Origin of the sequence: Streptomyces sp. NPDC048643 (assembly GCF_040650615.1) — a bacterium.
In the GTDB taxonomy this organism is placed as follows: domain Bacteria; phylum Actinomycetota; class Actinomycetes; order Streptomycetales; family Streptomycetaceae; genus Streptomyces.
On sequence record NZ_JBEZHO010000032.1, the window covers coordinates 78984 to 100904 of the forward strand.

Annotated in this window: 22 protein-coding genes; 15 read left to right on the forward strand and 7 right to left on the reverse strand. The window is 71.3% G+C overall.

Features of this window, described 5'->3' with window-relative positions; translation table 11 throughout:
• The first annotated feature begins 63 nt into the window (after window positions 1-63).
• The 3 genes from fabG (at window position 64) to AB0C62_RS27400 (ending at window position 2054) form a co-directional block, all read left to right on the forward strand.
• Window positions 64-768, forward strand: a complete 705-nt coding sequence (fabG, locus tag AB0C62_RS27390; protein ID WP_362977494.1) for a 3-oxoacyl-[acyl-carrier-protein] reductase — start codon at window positions 64-66, stop codon at window positions 766-768.
• Between the two features lie 5 nt (window positions 769-773).
• The gene (gene fabI, locus AB0C62_RS27395) at window positions 774-1541 is read left to right on the forward strand and encodes an enoyl-ACP reductase FabI (protein ID WP_362977496.1); all 768 of its coding nucleotides are present in this window, start codon (window positions 774-776) and stop codon (window positions 1539-1541) included.
• A gap of 153 nt (window positions 1542-1694) precedes the next feature.
• Entirely contained in the window at window positions 1695-2054 is a 360-nt protein-coding gene (locus tag AB0C62_RS27400) for a hypothetical protein (RefSeq protein ID WP_362977498.1), read from the forward strand.
• A 3-nt stretch (window positions 2055-2057) separates the two neighbouring features.
• Here AB0C62_RS27400 and AB0C62_RS27405 read toward each other — a convergent pair whose 3' ends face one another.
• Window positions 2058-2768, reverse strand: coding sequence for a FadR/GntR family transcriptional regulator (locus tag AB0C62_RS27405; RefSeq protein ID WP_362977500.1), 711 nt, complete (start codon window positions 2766-2768; stop codon window positions 2058-2060).
• Between the two features lie 99 nt (window positions 2769-2867).
• Between AB0C62_RS27405 and AB0C62_RS27410 the strand changes: the two genes are divergently transcribed.
• The 4 genes from AB0C62_RS27410 (at window position 2868) to AB0C62_RS27425 (ending at window position 5812) form a co-directional block, all read left to right on the forward strand.
• A complete protein-coding gene (locus tag AB0C62_RS27410; protein WP_362977502.1) occupies window positions 2868-4175 on the forward strand; it encodes a CynX/NimT family MFS transporter in 1308 nt (435 codons plus the stop codon).
• 71 nt (window positions 4176-4246) lie between these two features.
• The gene (locus AB0C62_RS27415) at window positions 4247-4363 is read left to right on the forward strand and encodes an SGM_5486 family transporter-associated protein (protein WP_263974370.1); all 117 of its coding nucleotides are present in this window, start codon (window positions 4247-4249) and stop codon (window positions 4361-4363) included.
• A 286-nt stretch (window positions 4364-4649) separates the two neighbouring features.
• Window positions 4650-4862 (forward strand): hypothetical protein, encoded by a 213-nt coding sequence (locus AB0C62_RS27420; protein WP_362977504.1) that lies wholly within the window; start codon window positions 4650-4652, stop codon window positions 4860-4862.
• A gap of 431 nt (window positions 4863-5293) precedes the next feature.
• Window positions 5294-5812, forward strand: a complete 519-nt coding sequence (locus AB0C62_RS27425; RefSeq protein WP_362977506.1) for a histidine phosphatase family protein — start codon at window positions 5294-5296, stop codon at window positions 5810-5812.
• Window positions 5813-5882: 70 nt separating this feature from the next.
• On the opposite strand, the gene serB is transcribed toward AB0C62_RS27425, so the two are convergent.
• Together serB and AB0C62_RS27435 are read right to left on the reverse strand one after the other, a co-directional pair.
• Window positions 5883-7106: a phosphoserine phosphatase SerB gene (gene serB, locus AB0C62_RS27430; protein WP_362977508.1), complete on the reverse strand. Its 1224-nt coding sequence runs from the start codon at window positions 7104-7106 to the stop codon at window positions 5883-5885.
• A 789-nt stretch (window positions 7107-7895) separates the two neighbouring features.
• Entirely contained in the window at window positions 7896-9737 is a 1842-nt protein-coding gene (locus AB0C62_RS27435) for a streptophobe family protein (RefSeq protein ID WP_362977510.1), read from the reverse strand.
• Between the two features lie 238 nt (window positions 9738-9975).
• Between AB0C62_RS27435 and AB0C62_RS27440 the strand changes: the two genes are divergently transcribed.
• Window positions 9976-12474, forward strand: a complete 2499-nt coding sequence (locus AB0C62_RS27440; RefSeq protein WP_362977512.1) for an FHA domain-containing protein — start codon at window positions 9976-9978, stop codon at window positions 12472-12474.
• An 88-nt stretch (window positions 12475-12562) separates the two neighbouring features.
• Here AB0C62_RS27440 and AB0C62_RS27445 read toward each other — a convergent pair whose 3' ends face one another.
• The 3 genes from AB0C62_RS27445 to AB0C62_RS27455 all read right to left on the reverse strand — a co-directional run bounded on the left by AB0C62_RS27445 (window position 12563) and on the right by AB0C62_RS27455 (window position 15425).
• Window positions 12563-13306, reverse strand: coding sequence for a transglycosylase SLT domain-containing protein (locus AB0C62_RS27445; RefSeq protein ID WP_362977514.1), 744 nt, complete (start codon window positions 13304-13306; stop codon window positions 12563-12565).
• A 302-nt stretch (window positions 13307-13608) separates the two neighbouring features.
• Entirely contained in the window at window positions 13609-14733 is a 1125-nt protein-coding gene (locus AB0C62_RS27450; RefSeq protein WP_362977516.1) for an S-adenosylmethionine:tRNA ribosyltransferase-isomerase, read from the reverse strand.
• Entirely contained in the window at window positions 14730-15425 is a 696-nt protein-coding gene (locus AB0C62_RS27455; RefSeq protein ID WP_362977540.1) for an SDR family NAD(P)-dependent oxidoreductase, read from the reverse strand. The genes AB0C62_RS27450 and AB0C62_RS27455 overlap by 4 nt, the downstream gene beginning before the upstream one ends.
• 219 nt (window positions 15426-15644) lie before the next feature.
• Between AB0C62_RS27455 and AB0C62_RS27460 the strand changes: the two genes are divergently transcribed.
• From AB0C62_RS27460 to AB0C62_RS27475, 4 genes are all read left to right on the forward strand, one after another.
• Entirely contained in the window at window positions 15645-16811 is a 1167-nt protein-coding gene (locus AB0C62_RS27460) for a GAF domain-containing sensor histidine kinase (protein ID WP_362977518.1), read from the forward strand.
• The gene (locus AB0C62_RS27465; protein WP_362977520.1) at window positions 16804-17445 is read left to right on the forward strand and encodes a response regulator transcription factor; all 642 of its coding nucleotides are present in this window, start codon (window positions 16804-16806) and stop codon (window positions 17443-17445) included. Before AB0C62_RS27460 ends, AB0C62_RS27465 begins: the two co-directional genes overlap by 8 nt.
• A 211-nt stretch (window positions 17446-17656) precedes the next feature.
• A complete protein-coding gene (locus AB0C62_RS27470) occupies window positions 17657-17902 on the forward strand; it encodes a chaplin (protein WP_362977522.1) in 246 nt (81 codons plus the stop codon).
• A 195-nt stretch (window positions 17903-18097) separates the two neighbouring features.
• Complete coding sequence (locus AB0C62_RS27475; RefSeq protein ID WP_362977524.1) at window positions 18098-18337, forward strand: chaplin; 240 nt, start codon at window positions 18098-18100, stop codon at window positions 18335-18337.
• Window positions 18338-18522: 185 nt separating this feature from the next.
• On the opposite strand, the gene AB0C62_RS27480 is transcribed toward AB0C62_RS27475, so the two are convergent.
• Entirely contained in the window at window positions 18523-19311 is a 789-nt protein-coding gene (locus tag AB0C62_RS27480) for a hypothetical protein (protein ID WP_362977526.1), read from the reverse strand.
• Between the two features lie 121 nt (window positions 19312-19432).
• Here AB0C62_RS27480 and AB0C62_RS27485 point away from each other — a divergent pair, with 121 nt between their 5' ends.
• The 3 genes from AB0C62_RS27485 (at window position 19433) to AB0C62_RS27495 (ending at window position 21841) form a co-directional block, all read left to right on the forward strand.
• Window positions 19433-20224 carry an ABC transporter ATP-binding protein gene (locus tag AB0C62_RS27485; protein ID WP_362977528.1) on the forward strand — a complete coding sequence of 264 codons (792 nt, stop codon included), beginning with the start codon at window positions 19433-19435 and terminating at the stop codon, window positions 20222-20224.
• Window positions 20225-20319: 95 nt separating this feature from the next.
• Window positions 20320-20754: an NfeD family protein gene (locus AB0C62_RS27490; RefSeq protein ID WP_362977530.1), complete on the forward strand. Its 435-nt coding sequence runs from the start codon at window positions 20320-20322 to the stop codon at window positions 20752-20754.
• A gap of 130 nt (window positions 20755-20884) precedes the next feature.
• A complete protein-coding gene (locus AB0C62_RS27495) occupies window positions 20885-21841 on the forward strand; it encodes an SPFH domain-containing protein (RefSeq protein WP_362977532.1) in 957 nt (318 codons plus the stop codon).
• The last annotated feature ends 80 nt before the right edge of the window (window positions 21842-21921 follow it).

Below are 21921 nucleotides of genomic sequence, written 5' to 3' on the forward strand. Positions count from 1 at the left end.
TAGGTTTTCGAGGTAGGCGCCTGTCATGCAGGGGTTTCAGTCCGCTATCGAAAGGGTGATCCGTTGAGCCGCTCGGTTCTCGTCACCGGAGGCAACCGAGGCATCGGCCTCGCCATCGCCCGCGCATTCGCCGACGCAGGCGACAAGGTCGCGATCACATACCGGTCCGGTGAGCCGCCGTCCGGCTTCCTCGCCGTCAAGTGCGACATCACCGACACCGAGCAGGTGGAGCAGGCCTACAAGGAGATCGAGGCCGAGCACGGCCCGGTCGAGGTCCTCATCGCCAACGCCGGCGTCACCAAGGACCAGCTGCTGATGCGGATGTCCGAGGAGGACTTCACCTCGGTCATCGACACCAACCTGACCGGCACCTTCCGCGTCGTCAAGCGCGCCAACCGCGGCATGCTGCGGGCCAAGAAGGGCCGCGTCGTCCTCATCTCGTCGGTGGTCGGACTGCTCGGCTCCGCGGGCCAGGCGAACTACGCCGCCTCCAAGGCCGCCCTGGTCGGCTTCGCGCGCTCGCTCGCCCGGGAACTCGGCTCGCGCAACCTCACCTTCAACGTCGTCGCGCCCGGCTTCGTCGACACCGACATGACGCAGGCGCTCACCGACGAGCAGCGCGCGAAGATCGTGTCGCAGGTGCCGCTGGGCCGTTACGCGAAGCCCGAGGAGATCGCCGCGACGGTGCGGTTCCTCGCCTCGGACGACGCCTCGTACATCACTGGAGCCGTCATCCCGGTTGACGGCGGACTGGGAATGGGTCACTGATCACCATGAGCGGAATTCTCGAGGGCAAGCGCGTCCTGATCACCGGTGTGCTGATGGAGTCCTCCATCGCCTTCCACACCGCCAAGCTGGCCCAGGAGCAGGGCGCCGAGATCATCCTGACCGCGTTCCCGCGGCCCACGCTGACCGAGCGCATCGCCAGGAAGCTCCCGAAGCCCACGAAGGTCATCGAGCTCGACGTCACCAACGACGAGCACCTCGCCCGTCTCGCCGGCCTCGTCGGCGAGGAGCTGGGCGGCCTCGACGGTGTCGTGCACTCCATCGGCTTCGCGCCGCAGGACGCCCTCGGCGGCAACTTCCTCAACACGCCTTTCGAGTCGGTCGCCACGGCCATGCACGTCTCGGCGTTCTCCCTGAAGTCGCTGACCATGGCCTGCCTGCCGCTGATGCAGAACGGCGGCTCGGTCGTCGGCCTCACCTTCGACGCGCAGTACGCGTGGCCGCAGTACGACTGGATGGGTCCGGCCAAGGCCGCCCTGGAGGCCACCAACCGCTACCTCGCCCGCGACCTGGGCAAGCAGAACGTGCGCTCCAACCTCATCTCCGCGGGCCCCATCGGCTCGATGGCCGCCAAGTCCATCCCGGGCTTCAGCGAGCTGGCCTCCGTGTGGGACTCCCGCGCGCCCCTGGAGTGGGACATCAAGGACCCCGAGCCCGCGGGCAAGGGCGTCGTCGCCCTGCTGAGCGACTGGTTCCCGAAGACCACCGGCGAGATCATCCACGTGGACGGCGGCCTGCACGCCATCGGCGCGTAGCACCCACGCCCGGTCCGGACGCCCCGTTTCCCGCAGCTCGCGGGGGACGGGGCGTCCCCCGTTCGGCCCATTCGGCCGGGCGCCGCGGGTACCGCAGCACGCAGTCTGGGAGAACGCACCGCCCCGCAGCCGTACGGCCGAGGAGGTCCCCTTGTGCGCCTGTCCCGCCGCATTGCCCCGGCGTTCGCCGCTGTCGCTCTGGTGATGGCCGTTCCGTACGACGCGATACCCCGGACGCTCGCAGACCACGACGGCGCGGGGGCCGCACGCCCCTCCGGATCCCAGCCCTTCGGCGCCGAGTGCCGGACGACCGTCACCGGCTCGCACGCGGTGGCGTACTGCCACAACCCCTATGTGGACACCGACAGCGTCCGGCTGCACGTCGAGTGCGCCCGCTGGTGGGACATCGACACCGACAGTGCCCCCGTCGACGTCGGACCCGCGACGACGGTCCGGCTGACCGGACGGTGCTGGAAGGAGATCCGCGCCGTCTGGATCACGCACGGCACCTGACGGTCAGCCGCGGCCGGTTCCCAGCGCCCGCCCCCGGGCGTCCAGCCGTCCCGGCCGGCACATGAACGCGTAGCTCCCCGCCTCCTCGGCGGCCGCCTCCGGGGTGCCCGAGCGGATTGCGTCGACGAGCCGGGCATGGTCCATGTGACTCTCCGGCGTCAGCTCCGCGCCCACGTCCTCGCGCAGCCAGTCGCGCAGCACCTCGCCCAGGTCCGCGTACATCGCCGTCATGACGTCGTTGTGGGACGCGGCCACCACGGCCAGGTGGAAGGTCGCGTCGGCGGTCACGAAGGCTTCCGTGTCACCTGACTCCCAGGCCTCCTCCCGGCGCACGAGGAGGGCGTCCAGCTGCTTGAGATCGCGCTCGGTGCGCCGCTCGGAGGCCAGCGCGGCGGCGCTCGACTCCAGCGTGGACCGCAGCTCGGCGATGTGCCGCGGATCGGCGTCCGCGAACCTGCGGTGCATCACACCCGCCAGCTCACTGGTCGCCACGACATACGTGCCCGAGCCCTGCCGGATGTCCAGCAGGCCGTTGTGGGCGAGCGCCCGGACGGCCTCGCGCACCGTGTTGCGGGCGACACCGAGCTGGTCGACGAGTTCCGGCTCGGTGGGGATGCGGGAGCCCACCGGCCACTCGCCCGAGGTGATCTGGTTCCGCAGCTCGGCGATGACCTGCTCGGACAGTGCCGAACGGCGGGGGTGGCTCAACGGCATGACGGTCCTTCGTACGGGCCCGGGTGCGGTCGGTCGCGCGGGCCGGAGATTCCGGAGATTAACCCAGCGGGATTGGACAGCCAATCATCCCATGATTCTATGATGGGCGACATGGCAAGCGAGGAGACCCGGACGACGATGACGTCCCCACCGACACACCGCCCCACCGAGAGCACGGCACCCCGGCCGCCCGCCCCGCGCGCGTGGACGACGCGACTCGTGGTCGTGGGCATCGTCCTCACCGCCCTGAACCTGCGTCCGGCCATCACCAGCCTCGGCGCGCTCCTCGAAGAGGTGCGCGACGGACTCGGCATGAGCGGCAGCGTCGCCGGACTGCTCACGTCCGTGCCGCCGCTCTGCTTCGCCGTCTTCGGCGTGACGGCTCCCCGGCTCGCCCGCCGCTTCGGGCCCGCCGCGGTCGTCTGCGCGGGCATGGCCGCCATCACGGCCGGCCTCGCGCTGCGCCCGTTCATCGGGGGGACGGCCGGGTTCCTGGCCGCCAGCGCGCTCGCGCTCATGGGCATCGCCGTCAGCAACGTCCTGATGCCCGTGATCGTCAAGCGCTGGTTCCCGGACCGGGTCGGCTCCATGACGGGCCTCTACTCGATGGCCCTCGCGCTCGGCACCTCGCTCGCCGCCGCCGTCACCGTGCCCGTGACCGACGCCCTGGGCGGCTCCTGGAAGTCCGGACTCGTGGTGTGGGCCGGCCTCGCCGCGGCGGCCGTTCTCCCGTGGATCGCGCTCGTCCGCGCGCGGGGCGCCGCTCCCGGCTCCGTCGAACCGGCACAGGACCCGACGGACGCCCGCCAGGAAGCCGCCACCCTGCGCATCACCCGCAGCCGTACGGCCTGGGCCCTCGCCGTCTTCTTCGGCCTCCAGGCCACCGCCGCCTACATCACGATGGGCTGGATGGCGCAGATCTTCCGCGACGCCGGCGTCGCCGCGGGCACCGCGGGGCTGCTCCTCGCGGTCACCATGGTGATGGGCGTGCCGCTGGCCTTCGTCATCCCGCGCCTCGCCACCCGGCTGCCCCACCAGGGCCCCATCGTGGTGGCCCTCGGCGTCTGTGGACTCGCCGGATACGCGGGCCTCTACCTGGCCCCGGCCGGCGGCGCCTGGGCCTGGGCCGTGCTCCTCGGCATATCCAACTGCGCCTTCCCGCTCGCCCTCACCATGGTCGGCATGCGGGCCAGGACCGGCGCCGGTGTCGTCCAGCTGTCGGCGTTCTCCCAGAGCACCGGCTACCTGCTGTCGATCCCCGGCCCGCTCCTCGTCGGAGTCCTCTACCAGCACAGCGGCGGCTGGGGCCTCCCGCTCGCGCTCATGGCCGGCCTGATGATCCCGCAGATCGCGGTCGGCATCCTCGCGGGCCGCAACCGCACGGTCGAGGACGAGCTGGCCGGCTGACCCCGGCCGGCGCGGCCCGCGAACCGGGACCCGGCGGCGGCCGGGCCCACCCGGGGTGCGAGACTGACATCATGCCTGTGCTCGACCCGAACCCCCAGAACGGCCAGAAGAAGCTGCTGCTCGTGCTCGGCGCGATGCTGGCCATCACGGTGATCATCGGCATCATCGCGTCCATCGCGTCACCGTGAACGACCGCGCCCGTCGACCGGTGAACGGCTGACCCCGCGCCCGGTCCACGGCCGAACTCCCGCGCCCTGAGCCCCAGGGCCCCCTCCAGCGCTCCCCCTACCCCGCCGCGTCCTGCGCCGGGGCATCTCGGGGCCCGGGGGTAGGGCTAACCCCCCGTCCCCTAGGGGGCGAGTGTCAGGGTCAAGTGGGTGGATCACCGGATGGGTCGGGGCCCGCGCAGTCCGTACCTTCGAATCGTGGCCGCGAGGAGTGGCCCGCGACCACTCGAAGACCCACGGAGGCGGCATGTCGGCCCGTACGCACACCCGGATCCACCCGGCGACGCCCGGCCGCGTGGACATCCGCCTGCCCTGGTGGGCCCTCGCCCTCCCCACGCTCGCCTTCATCACGCTGCTGCTCATGATCCTGAACCCGTCGGACGCGCACGCCGCGAGCGGGGACCCGGCCCTCACGCACGTGTTCGAGCGCATCCAGACGGTGCTGCACACGGCACCGTGACGCGGCACGCGGCACGCGGGCGGCACCGGCTCCTCGACGGAGACCCACTGCCCCCTGCCGCGCTGCCCACCATCCCGGGTTCTGCGCACGCACCCCACACCCGCACCCCACATCCGCGCCCCTCGCCCCGCCTCCATCCCCCCACCCACGACGCACCCACCACGACCAGCCACACACCGACACTCCACGCCACCACGACACTCCACGCCACCACGAACCGCATGCCACCGGGGCACCACACGCCACCCATGCACGGGGACGGCGCCGATCCCGCGTGATCTCCCGCGGTCGACACCCGCACGCCACCCAGAGCGACCGCTCCACCCCTCTCGGGTACGGCATCACCCCTGACGGGGGAGGGCGTCACCCGTGCCGGGGGAGCACCTCAACTCCCTGCGCCTCGTGGCATGTTTCGTGCGAAGCTGGGACGCATGAGCGTCGCAGAACCCCGCAGGATCGTCCTCTTCCGGCATGCGAAAGCCGACTGGCCCCAGATGTCCGACCACGAGCGGCCGCTCGCCGACCGGGGCCGTATGGACGCCGCCGTCGCCGGGCGCAGGCTGGGCGAGACCGGCATCCCCTTCGACCTGGCCCTCTGTTCCACGTCGATCCGGACCCGAGAGACGTGGAAGCACGCTGTCCAGGAGCTCCCGCACCGGCCGAAAACGGTCTACGAGGAGCGGATCTACGAAGCGTCGCCCGGAGAGCTGATCGCGGTCCTCAACGAGACCCCGGACGACGTTCAGAGCGTGATCCTGATCGGTCACAACCCCGGCGTCCACGGCCTCGCCGACGTCCTGGCGGGCCAGGCCGAGGACGACACCCGCGAACGGATGAAGGCCCAGGGCTTCCACACGGCCGCCTTCGCGGTGCTCTCCTTCGAGGGCCCCTGGAAATCCCTGGAACCCGGGTCGGCCTCGCTGACCGAGTACTGGGCGCCCACGGAGTAGACCGACCCCTGACATCGACGGGGCCCGGCACCATCAGGTGCCGGGCCCCGTCCGCAGTGCGCGCGCCGTCTCAGTGCGCGGCGGCGTCCTCGTCCTCGTGCATGTCGGCGGCCTCGACCTCTTCCCGGGTGACGCCCAGCAGGTACAGCACCGTGTCGAGGAACGGGAAGTTCACCGCGGTGTGCGCGGCCTGGCGCACCACCGGCTTGGCGTTGAAGGCGACCCCGAGGCCGGCGGCGTTGAGCATGTCGAGGTCGTTCGCACCGTCGCCGACCGCGACGGTCTGGGCCAGCGGCACCCCGGCCTCGGCGGCGAACCGCCGCAGCAGACGTGCCTTGCCGGCCCGGTCCACGATCTCCCCGGTCACCCGGCCGGTCAGCTTGCCGTCGACGATCTCCAGGGTGTTGGCATGGGCGAAGTCGAGCCCGAGCCGCTCCTTCAGATCGTCGGTCACCTGGGTGAACCCGCCTGACACCACGCCGACTTGGTAGCCGAGCCGCTTCAGCGTACGGATCAGGGTGCGCGCGCCGGGGGTCAGCCGTACCTGCTCGCGCACCTTCCGCACGACCGACTCGTCGAGCCCGGCGAGGAGCGCCACGCGTGCGTGCAGGGACTGCTCGAAGTCCAGTTCGCCGCGCATGGCGGCCTCGGTGACCTCGGCGACCTTGTCCTCGCATCCGGCGTGCGCGGCGAAGAGCTCGATCACCTCGTCCTGGATGAGGGTCGAGTCCACGTCCATCACGACGAGTCGCTGGGCGCGCCGGTGCAGGCCGGCGGCCACGACGGCGATGTCGACGCCGAGCGCGGCGGCCTCGGTCACCAGCGCGGTCCGCAGCGCCTCGGTCTCGGCGCCGGACACCGCGAACTCGACCGCTGTCACGGGGTACTTGGCGAGGCGGAAGATGCGGTCGATGTTGCCGCCGGTCTTGGTGATCCGGGCGGCGATGGCGGCCGTCGACTCGGCGGTGAGGGGGTGCCCGAGCACCGTCACCAGCGAACGTCCGGAGCCGCGCGGCCGGTTGTCACCGAGGCCGGAGATGATCTCCGCCTGCATCTTCATCGACTCCGCCCAGCTGTGGACGGTGGCCCTCAGATCACCTTCGATACCGGGGGTCGGCTCGGTCACGAGCGCGCACAGCACCATGCGGCCACGGGTGACGACCTGCTCGATGTCGACGACGTCGACGGAGTAGGCGGCGAGGGTGTCGAAGAGTCCGGCGGTTATGCCCGGGCGGTCCTTGCCGAAGATCTTGACGAGGAGTGTGGGCACATCAGAGGTCTGCGAAGCGCTCATGGTGATCCCACCGTATCCGGCACTGCGTGCCGTCCGCCCGCCTGGTCCGCCTGACGGACAGAGAACACTGTCCAACACCTGAGCATCCCCCAGGTGACCCCCGGGCACCTTGCCCACCGGGCACCCCGCCCCGGGCCGGCATCCTGCCGCCCCGCAGCCTCGAACCCCCAACCGACCCCCAGCCCGCAGCTCCCGCCGCGCCAACCACCTTTTCTCGCCCCCTCCGCCCCTACCCGTCCCCTACCTGGGCTCCGCCCCGGACCCCACTCCTCAAGCGCCGGAGAGGCTGGACTGTTCCCCACCCCTGGGGCGCCGCCCCAGACCCCGCTCCTCAAACGCCGGAGAGGCTGATTCTTGCCCCGCCTGACTGATCGCAGGATCGAGGGTCGGCCCCCCCTGCCCACAGTCGGCGTCCGCCGTGAGGGTCGGCTCCCGCCCCCACGGCCCGCAGTCGGCGTCCGGCGGGAGGGGCCGTGCCGGTACATCGGATGCCCGTCGCTCACGTCCGGATCGAGCAGCCTGGCGTTGTTGACCCACGTCTGGTCCAGCGGCGACGGGCGGATGTACCGGCACGGCCCCGACCCACCCACCGGCACCACACCCGCAAGCGCGCGCACCCACCCGGAGGGCTACGTCGGCGCAACGGGCGGATGTACCAGCGCGGCCCCGCCCCCCACCGGACCGCACCCGCAAGCGCACCCGCACAACACCCGGAGGGCTACGCCGGGGCGACGGGCGGATGTACCGGCATGGCCCCGGCCCCCCACCGGCGCAGGCGCTGGGCCCGCCTCAACGCCGGGGCCGTCCCGACGGAGGTGCGGGCGGCGGTGGCGGCGGGGGCGGAGGAGGCCCTCCGTCGGGCCCGTCCGGCCGCCGCTTCGGCAGCGGCCCCCTCGGCCGCATCACCGTCGGCGCCCCGTACACATCCCCGGGCCCCGCCCCGGGCCCCGCCCCATACCCCGCCCCCGACCCCGCTCCCGCCCCGGACCCCGACCCCACCCCCGGCCGCCGATCCTCCGGCTCCGACCCCCGCAACTCCTCCGGCACCCTCAGATACGGATTGGTGTCCGGATTGGGCGCCCGGTACGACCCCCGAGGCCGATACGGCCCAGCACCTTCACCGGCGCTCCCACCACCCGCCGCCGGAACACCCGCACCCCCTGGGCCCCCCAAGCCCCCCACCACACCCAACACAGCCACCCTCCGCCCCGCAGCCCCACTCGCGCAGGCCAGCAACGCCCCCAGACCCCCGGCCCCCGCCCCCCACACCGCACCGAGAACCAAGGCCATCCCCAGTCGCCCGTGCAACAGGATCCCCGCCCCGAAGGCGTCGAACCCGAGGACCGACAGCGACGCGTCCACCGACACGTCCGTCAGCCACGCGAGCAGCGGCAGTGCCAGCGCGGTCACGACGCCGAGCCGAAGTGCGCAGAGACCGGCGAACCGCAGCGCACCCCCGCCTCGTACAGAGGTGTCAGCCGGTGCCCCCGCAACGGCTGCACCCCCGGCCCGTACGAATGGCGTACGGACAGCCGTCAGCACGCCCGCGTACAGCATCATGAGCGCGGTCGCGACGGCCAACAGCCAGACCCGGCCGTCGAGTTCGGCGAGTCGGCTCAGGGTGACGGGTCGGTCGGTGCCGCCGCCGAGGAGCCGGTCCAGCGGGTCGGGCAGCAGCTTGGCGAGTTCACCGGTGGCCCGGCCGTCCCAGGGCACGAAGAGCCCGAGGGGGACGGCGAGCCACACGCCGTTGGGTGCGCCGAGCAGCGCCGCCCCCGCGATCCGCTTCGGATGGTCGTCGCCGACCGCCGCGTACGCCGCCGCCGCGAGCCCGGCGAGGACCGCGACGAGCAGCACGGCGACGAGGGAGGCGGCGGCCGGCCGTACGACGCGGTGCACGGCGTCCCAGCCGGGCGGCAGGGGCGTACGCCGGGAGGCGAGCAGGGCGATCAGCAGGACGCCGGCGGCCCACGCGGCTCCACCGAGGAGGGTCGGCACGGTGTCGACGGAGAAGCCGACGGCCGCCTTGGCCTTCACGAGGTCGCCGACCTTGTCGGGAAGGAGCCCCCCGAGATCCCCCAGATCGCCCAGCCCGCCCGGCAGTTTGTCGGTGATGTCCCCGAGCCCGCCGTCTCCGCCGGTGACCTTGTCGAGCCCGAGCCTGCCGCCGTCGATGGTGATGACGTCGTGGCCGGCCCAGGCGAGGCCGCCCAGGGTGGCGACGAAGAGGACGATCACCGAGCCCGCCCGCGCGAGGAGTTCGGACGGCGCGATCACAACTCCGGCCCCGCGCAGGGACCGTAGGAAGAACCATGCCATGAGGAGGGCGCCGACGAGCCCGACGCCGAGCGGGGTGATCTGGATGGCGGTGTGGGCCTGCGCGCCTTCGAGGCCGAAGGCGGACACGTCACCGGAGGGGGTCACCGACCCGTTCGCCCCGAGGGCCACGACGGCCGCGGTCATCGGGCCGAGCGAGCCTGCCGTGTCCGCGCCGAGGAGGTGCAGACCGAGCGCCGCGGTGCCCGCCATGCCGATCAGCGCCCAGCTCACGGACGCGATCGCCGACAGCAGCACGTCACCCCACGGCACCCCCCTGGTGCCTCCGCCGTGCTGCTCGGTCCCGTTGCCCATCCCCAGACCCCCCGATCCGCGCCGCGGTGATCCCGCGGATGTCCCCCTCGCGGGGGATTACCACTCTCCGGTCCGGTTTCAACCCCGTCAACGGAAACGGGCAACTCGCCCGTACCCATCCTTCACATGGCCCGACTTTCGGTCAGGGGGCTCCTACTGAAATAGTTCCCCACGATGTTCGACATCCCTAGACTCCCTGTGTTGGGGGTAACTCGGGGGACAACACAGTGGGGCTGGAGTGCCGGAACTCGTACTGGAATTGAATGGACGGACCTGGACGCTCGACGCCTCCAGGTCCTACGCCCTCGGACGCGATCCGCAGGGGGACATCGTGGTCGACGACGCCAGGGTGTCCTGGCGTCACGCCACGATCAGCTGGAACGGCCGCAGTTGGGTCATCGACGACCACGGGAGCACCAACGGCACGTTCGTACAGGGGCAGCGCGTCCACCAGACGGAGGTCGGCCCCGGTTCGGCGGTGCACCTCGGCAACGGGACCGACGGTCCGCGGGTGAGCCTGTCCGGCACGGCGGCCTCGGTCGCACAGCCGCAACAGCCTTACGCGGCGCAGGGCGCGGGCCCCGGCTGGGCTCAGCAGCCGACGCCGCAGCAGGCTCCGGGCCAGGGCGGGCAGCAGCCGCCGCGGCAGGCGGCGGGCATCCCGCAGCAGCAGGGACCGGGTGGGGGCGCGGGGGCGCCGCCGGTCTACGGCGACCGCAGCCCGACGACGTTCCACCAGTTCTCGCTGGGACGCGTGATGCGCATCGGCCGTGCGCTGGAGAACGAGCTGGTGGTCTCGGACCTCCAGGTCTCCCGGCACCACGCCGAGTTCCACGCGACGCCGGACGGCCGCTTCGAGATCCGCGACCTCGGCTCGCACAACGGCACGTACGTCAACGGCATGCCGATCGCCAAGGGCGGCTCGACGCTGCTCGGCCCGAACGACATCGTCGGCGTCGGCCACTCCACCTTCCGGCTGGTGGGGGACCGTCTCGAGGAGTTCGTCGACACCGGTGAGGTGTCCTTCTCGGCCCGCCATCTGACGGTGACCGTCGACGGCGGCAAGCAGATCCTCAAGGACGTCTCGTTCGGCGTGCCGGAGAAGTCGCTCGTCGCGGTGATCGGCCCGTCGGGCTCCGGCAAGTCGACGCTCCTGAAGGCGCTCACGGGCTACCGCCCGGCCAACCAGGGCGACGTGCTCTACGACAACCGAAACCTGTACAAGCAGTTCGCCGAGCTGCGGCAGCGCATCGGTCTGGTTCCGCAGGACGACATCCTGCACAAGGAGCTGACCGTCAAGAAGGCCCTCAAGTACGCGGCCAAGCTGCGCTTCCCCGCGGACACCACGGGTCAGGAGCGCGAGGCCCGGATAGACGAGGTCCTGCGCGAGCTGAAGCTGGACGTCCACAAGGAGAAGAAGGTCACCTCCCTCTCCGGCGGCCAGCGCAAGCGGGTGTCGGTGGCACTTGAGCTGCTGACCAAGCCGTCGCTGATCTTCCTGGACGAGCCGACCTCCGGTCTCGACCCGGGCATGGACCGCGACGTCATGCAGCTGCTGCGCGGCCTCGCCGACGACGGCCGTACGGTCCTGGTCGTCACGCACTCGGTGGCCGAGCTGGCGATCTGCGACAAGCTCCTCGTGATGGCGCCCGGCGGCGCCGTGGCCTACTTCGGCCCGCCGGAGGAGGCGCTGAACTTCTTCGGCTACGAGACCTGGGCCGACGTCTTCTCGGCGTTCGAGAACTACCGCGACTACGACTGGGCGGGCCGCTGGAAGGGCTCGCAGCACTACCAGATGTACGCCGCGGACATCGACGCCGTCGCCCCGCAGTCGACGCAGATGCCGTCGGCGCAGGCGATGAAGCCGCCGAAGCCGCAGAGCTGGGGATCCCAGCTGACGACGCTGATCCGGCGCTACGCCTCGGTCATCGCGTCCGACAAGGGCTTCCTGGCGCTGACGGTGATCCTGCCGGCGGTGCTGGGCTCGGTGAGCCTGCTCATCGACAGCGGCAAGACCCTGCTGGTCAACGACAAGGTGCTGCCCTCGGGCGTCCATGTCGCGAACGGCACGGCCACGACGGTGCTGCTGATCCTCGCGGTCGGCGCGTGCTTCGCGGGCGCGGCCAACTCCGTCCGTGAGCTGATCAAGGAACGGGTGATCTACGAGCGGGAACGGGCGACCGGTCTGTCACGGTCCGCGTACCTGATGTCGAAGGTGATCGTCCTCGGAGTGGTCACGCTGTTCCAGGGTGCCCTGGTCGGCGCGATCGGCTTCGGCAGCCGTACGGTCCCGGACGAGGGCCTGATCCTCAAGAGCCTGCCCAAGGTCGAGCTGACCATCCCGATCATGGCGCTGGGCTTCGCGTCGATGATGTTCGGCCTGGTCATCTCCTCGCTGGTGAAGACCGCCGAGAAGACGATGCCGCTGCTGGTCATGTTCGCGATCGTCCAGGTCGTCTTCACCGGCTGCCTGTTCATCCTGAACGGCACTCCGGGTGTCAACCAGTTCTCGTATCTGATGCCGGCCCGCTGGGCGGTCGCCGCGTCCGGTACGACGCTGGACTTCAACAACATCTTCCCGAACCAGGACGATCCGTCGAACACGGACCCGCTGTGGGACCACACGGCGGGGGCCTGGGCCCTGGACATGGTCGCGCTGATCGCGCTCGGTATCGCCTGCGGGTTCCTCGTGGCCCGCTTCCTGCGCCGCCACGAGCCCGAGGTCATGCGCAAGTAGGTTCCGCGTCCGAGGAGGGCGCGAGGGCGGCACCCCGGTTCGGGGTGCCGCCCTTCGGCGTCTGTGACGGGAGCTCCGCGCTCGGCCCTCAGTACGCGCTGTTGACGTTGTCCATCGAGCCGTACTTGTCGGCCGCGTAGTTGGCGGCGGCGGTGATGTTGGCGACCGGGTCGTAGATGTTCCACGACGTGCCGGCCACGTGGTAGGCGGTGAAGGTCGGCGGGATGACCTGCAGCAGACCCTTCGACGGGATGCCGTTGATGGCGTTGATGTCCCAGTCGTTGATGGCCTTCGGGTTGCCCGAGGACTCACGCAGGATGTTGCGGTGCAGCCCGTTGTAGGAGCCCGGGATGCCCTTCGACTTCATGATGTCCAGGGACTCGCGGATCCAGCCGTCGAGGTTGTTCGCGTAGGTCTTGGCGGCGACGGGCTGGACCTTGATCCGCTCGGAGGAGCGGCTCGCGGCGGCCTTGGTGCGCGCCTGGGCGGCCTTCTTCGCGGCTGCCTTCTTCTTCGCGGCGGCCGCCTCGGCCGCCTTCTTCTTCGCCGCGGCGGCGTCGGCCGCCTTCTTCTTCGCGGCGACGGCCTGGGCCTTCAGGTCCGCGCCGGCCAGCTGGTCGGTGACGCTGGCCTTGACGTCCTTGATCTGCTTGTCGCTGTAGGCGACCTTCGCGGTGGAGACGGCAGCGTCGTTCGTGGTGGTGTGGGAGTTGTCCGGCACCAGGGAGAACGCGAGGGTGGCGGCACCGAGGGTGGCCACGCCGGCGATCGAAAGCTTGTGGAGCTTGGTCAGCTTCGGACTATGTCCAGGAGTGGTGATGTTCTTGGGCATGACTGAGACCTCTTCGAATAGCGCGGAGGTCGCTCGCGGTCCGAGGGGACATTGCTTCATTGCGTTTCCGGACGAACACCCCGGGGCAGAACCCGAGGCGCTGAGCGACGAGGGCAATTCTTAGCGGCCGCAAAATGCTGTGGCAAAGGTGTGACGTACGAAGCCAGGTAGTGGAGACGGAAAGGGCAAAACGGGGCAGACTGGCATGTCTGCCCCGCTCATCTAGGGTCTGCTTGTCTCCTATGTCCGTTCGTACGTGATGTGCACCCTATGTGCGGGCTCACATCGGGGGCGTTGCGATCTCACCAAGAGTTGCGGGCGCAACGCTCTCTGTGAGGGGCCTCCTCCGGGAGGATGAGGTGCACGTCGCCGAACTCGTGCCAGAGGTAGTGCCCGGCCAGCGCGGCCTCGTAGCTGCGGTCGACGGCAGCCCTTCCGGCGACCGCCTCCAGCATCAGGAGATGCGAGGCCTCCGGCTCGTGCAGCCCGGTCAGCAGCCCGTCGACGACCCGTACCCCCCGCTCCGGGGTCACCACCAGGTCCGTCCAGCCCCGCGCCGCCCGCACCAGCCCGTCCGGCCCCGCCGCGGACTCCACGGCCCGCACGGCCGTCGTACCGACCGCCACGATCCGGCCCCCACCGGCCCGCGCCGCGTTGATCAGCCGGGCCGACGCCTCCGGCACGGCGTACGGCTCCGGATACGGCGGCTCGTGCGCCTCCGCCGACGCCACCCCCGTGTGCAGCGTGACCGGCGCGAACTGCACCCCCCGGCTCACCAGCTCCGCCACCATGCGCGCGGTGAAGGGACGCGCCGCACTCGGCATCTCCGCGCTGCCCGCCCCGTCGTCCGAGGGCAGCGCGAACACCGTCTGGTACACGGACAGCGGCTGGTCCCGATCCGTGTAGGAGTAGCGGATGGGCCGCCCGTGCCGCCGCAGCAGCCCCAGCACGTCCCCACCGCCCGGAACCCGCGCCCACCACAGCCGTGGCCCGCGCGCGCTCAGCGGCTCCTCCAGGACGAGGCGTACGTCCCCCGGCAGCCGCACCTCTGTCCCCGCGGGGCCGCCCGCACGCGCACGCGTGGTGCCCGCCCCGTCCGGATCCCGCAGCTCGACGGCCCACCGCCCGTCGTCCCCGCGCGTCGAGAAGTGCACCACCACGCGCGCGTGCCCGACCCGCCCGTCCACGGCCGCCGCCAGGGTGGCCGACGTGTTCACGATCAGCAGGTCCCCGGCCGCGAGCTGCCGCGGCAGCTCCACGAACGCGTGATGCGACACCGCGCAACCGCGCGACACCAGCAGCCGTACGGAGTCCCGGTCGCTCCCCGCGCCCCGCTGCTCGGCCGGCACCCGCGCCGACAACTCCTCCGGAACCTCTCCCCATGTCCGGCCACGCCCGACCGGAGGCACCCCCATGGCCGTCGTCATCGCTCCTCCAGCAGGGCCGGAGCGGCGTAGCGCCCACTGGCCGGCCGTTCGTCGAGCAGCCGCAGGAACGCCGGGACCACCCGGTCCGGCGCCGGCCGCGGACCCTCGTCGTCCGGCACGGCCGCCCGGTACAGGTCCGTTCCCATGTCCCCGGGGTCCACGGCCCAGACCCGCAGCCCGGGCTCCTCCTCACCGAGCACCGCCGACAGATGGTCGAGCGCGGCCTTCGAGGCCCCGTAACCGCCCCAGGTCTCGTACGCCTCCGCCGCCGCGTCCGAACTGACCGCGACGACCGCACCCGCCCGCGCCGCCCGCAGCAGGGGCAGCGCCTCCTGGACCAGGCCCAGCGCCGCGACCACGTTGACCTCCAGCGCACGCCGCAGCCCGCCCAGACCCAGCTCCTCCAGACGCACCAGCGGCTCGGCGCCCAGTGCGCTCGCGTTGTTCACCAGCAGGTCGACCCCGCCCAGCCTCCCGGCCGCCGCGACGAGAGCGGCACGGTGGCCGGCGTCCGTCACATCCCCGGGCAACGCCTCCACCCGCGTTCCGTACGCGGACAGGTCCACCGCCGTCCTCTCCAGCACCTCGGCCGTTCTGGCGTCCAGCACCAGATCCCAGCCGCGCTCCGCCAAGGCCGCGCCCAGCGCCCGTCCCAGTCCCTTCGAGGCCCCCGTGATGATCGCTACCGGCATGACGTCCGTCCCCTCGTCCATGACCCGCCCTCCGGCGGATGCCCTCACGCTAGGAACGGGACCCGCCCGGCCGCCTCGTACGCGGGCCGCAGTGATCCGGGTCCCTTCGTCCTAGGTCCGGCGAGGCGAGGGGCCGGACCGGTCCTAGGTACAACGACCCAGGTCGGCGCCATCACCGGCCCGATACGCGGTGTCACCGGCCGCCGGTACGTTGGGGTCATGAGCCAAGGACCCCGGTCGGGCCTGTACGCGGTGAGCACCGCGCTGCTGGCCATGAGCCGGCACCTCGAAGTGCGCGACGTCCTCAAGACGATCGTCGCCTCGGCCCGCGAACTGCTCGACGCGCAGTACGCGGCCCTCGGCGTGCCCGACGACCACGGGGGCTTCGCCCAGTTCGTCGTCGACGGCGTCAGCGACGCCCAGTGGAAGGCCATCGGCCCGCTCCCGCGCCAGCACGGCATCCTCGCCGCGATGCTGAGCGAGGCCCGCCCCGAGCGCCTCGCCGACGTGCGCAAGGACCCCCGCTTCGAGGGCTGGCCCTCCGCCCACCCCGACATGTCCGACTTCCTCGGACTGCCCATCCGCGACGGCGACGAGACGATCGGCGCGCTCTTCCTGGCGAACAAGCGGCGCACCACGGGGGACGGCTCCACCCCGTCGGAGGCGAGCGCCTGCGGCTTCACCGAGGACGACGAGGAACTGCTCACCATCCTCGCCCAGCACGCCGCGATCGCCCTCACCAACGCCCGCCTCTACGAACGCAGCCGCGAGCTGACCATCGCCGAGGAGCGCTCCCGCCTCGCGCACGAGCTGCACGACGCCGTCAGCCAGAAGCTGTTCTCGCTGCGCCTCACCGCCCAGGCCGCCGCCACCCTCGTCGACCGGGACCCCTCCCGGGCCAAGGGCGAACTCCAGCACGTGGCGGCCCTCGCCGCCGAGGCCGCCGACGAACTGCGCGCCGCCGTCGTCGAGTTGCGTCCCGCCGCACTCGACGAGGACGGCCTCGTCGCCACCCTGCGCACCCATATACACGTCCTCGACCGCGCCCACTCCGCGCGCGTCACCTTCGTCGGCCGCGGCGTCCGGGCGCTGCCCGCCTCACAGGAGGAGGCGATGCTGCGCGTGGCCCAGGAGGCACTGCACAACGCGCTGCGCCACTCCGGCGCCGCGCGCGTCGACGTCACCGTGGAGAAGCGCGGCCCCGGAGCCGTCCTGTCGGTCGTCGACGACGGCAGCGGCTTCGACCCCACCGCGACACGCAACGCCGGCCGCCACCTCGGCCTGGTGTCGATGCGGGACCGGGCGAGCGGGGTCGGCGGCACACTCACCGTGGAATCGGCGCCCGGAAAGGGCACCACGATCGAGATGGAGGTCCCTGGTGGCTGACGCAATCAAGGTGCTGCTCGTCGACGACCACCAGGTCGTCCGCCGCGGCCTGCGCACCTTCCTGGAGGTGCAGGACGACATCGAGGTCGTGGGAGAGGCGTCCGACGGCGCCGAAGGCGTCGCACGCGCCGAGGAGCTGAAGCCCGACGTCGTCCTGATGGACGTGAAGATGCCGGGCATGGACGGCATCGACGCCTTGCGCAAGCTCCGCGAACTCGCCAACCCGGCCCGCGTGTTGATCGTCACCAGCTTCACCGAGCAGCGCACGGTGGTGCCCGCCCTGCGAGCGGGCGCCGCCGGGTACGTGTACAAGGACGTGGACCCCGACGCGCTGGCCGGCGCCATCCGCTCCGTCCACGCGGGGCACATCCTCCTGCAACCCGAGGTCGCGGGCGCCCTGTTGTCCCAGGAGGAGGCGAACTCGGGCCAGGGAAGGGGAGGTTCGCTCACCGAGCGGGAGCGCGAGGTGCTCGTGCTGATCGCGGACGGCCGCTCCAACCGGGAGATCGCCCGCGCCCTGGTCCTCTCCGAGAAGACGGTGAAGACCCATGTCTCGAACATCCTGATGAAGCTCGATCTCGCCGACCGCACCCAGGCCGCGCTCTGGGCCGTCCGGAACGGCATCGCGGGCTGATCGTCCCGGGCCTGTCACCAGCGGATCCGTGCTCCGGCGCGCCTTTCGCGCGCTTTCCTGGCCGCGCGCCCACGGGCGGGTTCCGGTCCGGAATGAGATTCATACCGTCGGGTGTATGTCCCCCGAACGGCGCAACCTCCGAGGGGTGCCGCCGTTCTCCAGTGCGTGCTGCGGCGACCTGCCGCAGTGTTCGCTAGGAGGGGTTTCAGAAGTGAAGAACCTGAAGAAGGTCACCGCTGTCGCGATGGTCGCCGGTGGCCTGGTCGCCGCCGGCGCCGGTATGGCCTCGGCCTCCGACGGATCGCTGGCGGTCGGCAAGGCCGTGGGTTCCCCGGGTGTCATCTCCGGCAACACCATCCAGGCCCCTGTCCACGTCCCGGTGAACGCGGTCGGCAACAGCGTGAACGTCATCGGCGTGCTGAACCCGGCGTTCGGCAACCTCGGCTTCAACCGCTGAGGTCCGCCACCGGACGGTCGTGACCACCGGCCCCTGGGGATTCCCCGGGGGCCGGTCTGCTTGTCCACTCATCAGTGGAATGCATCGAACGGGGCAATCGTGACGGCCTCCCGTGCCGTCCCGGCCTCCCCGGCGTTGCTCAGCGTACGACCCGCGGGCCGGGTCGGATCCGTATACGCAGGAGGAACGCTTCTCATGAACATCGCCAAGAAGGCCGCCCTGGCCATCACCGTCGCCGGTATCGCCGCTGGCGCTTCCGCGGGTGCCGCTGTCGCCGACTCGGGTGCCGAGGGTGCGGCCATCGGGTCGCCGGGCGTCGCCTCGGGCAACGTCGCGCAGGTCCCGGTCCACATCCCGGTGAACGTCGTGGGCAACTCCATCAACGTCATCGGCCTGCTCAACCCGGCCTTCGGCAACGCCGGCGTCAACGGCTGACGCACCACCTGGAAGAGCCCCGCGAACGGAAACGATTCGCGGGGCTCTTCCGCGTCCCCGGCCCCGGCCCGACACCACGCACGCCGGCGTCCGCCCGCCAGTGAGGGCCGGAACGGTCCGGTGACCCGACGCCCGTATCCCTGTGAAGGTCGCCGACAGGCGCTGGAGTCACGCAGCGGGCCGACTCAGCGGACGCCCCGCTCCCGCTCCTCCACGAACGCGTTGTACGCGGCCACCTGTGCCCGCCGCGCCGTCCGCTCCACCGGCCGCAGCGCCTCGGCCCGAGCGGCCATCTCCGAGGCGCTCACCGCGCCGCCGTGCCCGTTCTCGTAGGCGACCGAGATCAGCAGCCCCACCCGCTGGGCCAGCTCCAGCACGCGCACCGCACGCGGCGGGTACCCGGGGGCCAGTACTTCCCGGCCGCGCTCGGCCCGTGCTCGGTACGCGTCCACCGCCGCCTCGGCCACCGGCCCCGACCCGGCCACGTCCAGCCGCGACAACACCGCCGTCGCGTCACGCAGGGCCTCCGCGAGTTCCCGCTCGGCCTCCCCGAGCGAGGGCACGTCGGCGGGCGGCGCCTCGCGTACGGCGAGACAGTGCCAGACGACCTCGACGTGCACATCACCCTCGGGCCCGGCCTCGTACACCTCCGGGACGAGCCCCAGCGCCGAGCCGTGGCACACGACGGCCTCCTCGGCTTCGAGGGCGCGCGCGTTGAAGGCGGGAGGGCCGCTGAGTCCGAGGGGGTGGCCCGGCGCGGGCAGCGCCACCCGCAGCCCGGTCACCCCGAGCGCGCGCAGCCGGCCGAGGGCGAGCGTGAGCCCGACGGGCCCCGTCTCGCCCGGCAGCCCCTCGACCCGGTGCACGGCGTCGTCACCGACGATGGCGAGCACGGCGTCGTCCGGAGAAACAAGTCCGGCCAATAGGGCATTTCCCCATGCGGCCAGTTGTCCTGAGCGTGGTTCCGAGAGCATGCCTCCACCCTAAGGACCGGCCGATGGATCGGTGTGGCCGACCGGTGGCGTAGGTTTTCCCTGGGGGCTGCGTCCACAGACGTAAGCGACGGCCGAGACTGCAATGGGAGACAACGCGCTCATGAGCGATGTACTGGAGCTGGAGGACGTATCCGTGGTCCGCGAGGGCCGGGCTCTGGTGGACCAGGTCTCCTGGTCGGTCAAGGAGGGGGAGCGCTGGGTCATCCTCGGTCCCAACGGCGCCGGGAAGACGACCCTGCTCAACGTCGCCTCCAGCTACCTCTTCCCCAGCGCGGGTACCGCCACCATCCTCGGTGAGACCCTCGGCAAGGTCGACGTCTTCGAGCTCCGTCCGCGCATCGGCATCGCCGGCATCGCGCTCGCCGAGAAGCTCCCCAAGCGCCAGACCGTCCTGCAGACCGTCCTCACCGCCGCCTACGGCATGACCGCCGGCTGGAACGAGGACTACGAGGACATCGACGAGCGGCGCGCCCGCGCCTTCCTCGACCGACTCGGCATGAGCGAGTACCTGGACCGCAGGTTCGGCACGCTGTCCGAGGGCGAGCGCAAGCGCACCCTGATCGCCCGCGCGCTGATGACCGACCCCGAGCTCCTCCTCCTCGACGAGCCCGCCGCCGGCCTGGACCTCGGCGGCCGCGAGGACCTCGTACGCCGCCTCGGCCGCCTCGCCCGCGACCCGATCGCCCCCTCCATGATCATGGTCACGCACCACGTCGAGGAGATCGCTCCCGGCTTCACCCACGTCCTGATGATCCGTCAGGGCAAGGTGCTCGCGGCCGGACCCCTGGAGCTCGAACTGACCTCGCGCAACCTCTCGCTCTGCTTCGGCCTCCCGCTCGTCGTCGAGCAGGTCGGCGAGCGCTGGACCGCGCAGGGCCTTCCGATGGCCTGACGGCCCCGGGCGCACGGACGCGCAGATCCCGTCAGGAGCAGGCGAGTTGATCGTGCGCCCTGTCCGCGGGAGGAGCGCGGTCCTACCATGACCACGTGGACGACATCGACGCATGGGTGTGGTGGCTGATCGGCGCCGCAGGACTGGGCATCCCGCTCGTGGTGACGGCGATGCCGGAGTTCGGCATGTTCGCCGTGGGGGCGGTGGCGGCATCGGTCGTGGCGGGGCTCGGCGGCGGCATCGTCGCCCAGGTCCTCGTCTTCGTCGTCGTCTCGGTCGCCCTCATCGCGGTCGTACGCCCCATCGCGGCCCGGCACAGCGCGCAGCGGCCCCAACTCGCCTCCGGCATCGACGCGTTGAAGGGCAGGCAGGCCATCGTCCTGGAGCGCGTGGACGGTTCGGGCGACGGCAGGATCAAGCTCGCCGGAGAGATCTGGTCGGCACGCTCCCTCGACTCCGGACAGGCCTACGAGGTGGGCCAGGAAGTCGATGTGGTCGACATCGACGGAGCCACGGCGATCGTCATGTGACCTCGGACAACACAAGTGAACCGAACGCCCCACGCGGCAGACGACGTTCTGTCAGACTCGTCCAGCAAGATCTTCAACAGCCATAAGATCTTTCGGAATTACCGAGTGGAGAAGGGTACGGGGAGCATCGATGGAACCGATCATCATCGTCCTGATCATTCTGGTGGTGTTGGTCTTCATCGCCCTGATCAAGACCATCCAGGTCATCCCACAGGCCAGCGCCGCCATCGTCGAACGCTTCGGCCGCTACACGCGGACACTGAACGCCGGCCTCAACATCGTCGTCCCGTTCATAGACTCGATCCGCAACCGCATCGACCTGCGTGAACAGGTCGTCCCCTTCCCGCCCCAGCCGGTGATCACCCAGGACAACCTGGTCGTCAACATCGACACGGTCATCTACTACCAGGTCACCGACGCGCGCGCCGCGACGTACGAGGTCGCCAGCTACATCCAGGCGATCGAGCAGCTCACCGTCACCACGCTGCGCAACATCATCGGCGGCATGGACCTGGAGCGGACCCTGACCTCCCGCGAGGAGATCAACGCGGCCCTGCGCGGAGTCCTCGACGAGGCCACCGGCAAGTGGGGCATCCGCGTCAACCGCGTCGAACTCAAGGCGATCGAGCCGCCCACCTCCATCCAGGACTCGATGGAGAAGCAGATGCGCGCCGACCGCGACAAGCGCGCCGCGATCCTCACCGCGGAAGGCATCCGGCAGTCGCAGATCCTCACCGCCGAGGGTGAGAAGCAGTCCGCGATCCTCCGCGCCGAGGGTGAGGCCAAGGCCGCGGCCCTGCGCGCCGAGGGCGAGGCCCAGGCCGTCCGTACGGTCTTCGAGGCCATCCACGCCGGAGACCCGGACCAGAAGCTCCTCTCCTACCAGTACCTCCAGATGCTCCCGAAGATCGCCGAGGGCGACGCCAACAAGCTCTGGATCGTGCCCAGCGAGATCGGCGACGCCCTCAAGGGGCTGAGCGGCGCGATGGGCAACTTCGGTGGCCTGGGCGGCGGTTCGGGCAACAGCGGATCCTCCGGGAACTCCGGCGGCAAGGAACGCCGGGAGAAGCCGTCCATCACGGACTGACGCCGTACGACGTAGGGGCCCACCTCCTGGCCAGGAGGTGGGCCCCAACGGCGGTAGGCGGGACGCCGCGGGCGGGGGCC